The organism is Alteromonas sp. ABH4_453, assembly GCF_056160665.1.
In genome coordinates this window covers 1-223 of sequence record NZ_JBSWXP010000030.1, presented here as the reverse complement: position 1 = coordinate 223, position 223 = coordinate 1, and the positions used below count along the sequence as shown (strand labels likewise).

The following is a 223-nucleotide window of genomic DNA, read 5'->3' as shown; positions in this document are numbered from 1 at the left end:
ACTCAAATGAATTGACGGGGGCCCGCACAAGCGGTGGAGCATGTGGTTTAATTCGATGCAACGCGAAGAACCTTACCTACACTTGACATGCAGAGAACTTTCTAGAGATAGATTGGTGCCTTCGGGAACTCTGACACAGGTGCTGCATGGCTGTCGTCAGCTCGTGTCGTGAGATGTTGGGTTAAGTCCCGCAACGAGCGCAACCCTTGTCCTTAGTTGCCAG

Annotated in this window: 1 rRNA gene; it reads left to right on the top strand. The window is 52.0% G+C overall.

The window, feature by feature from the left end:
* Window positions 1–223, top strand: a 16S ribosomal RNA gene (locus ACXAGV_RS19090); the annotation flags it as partial.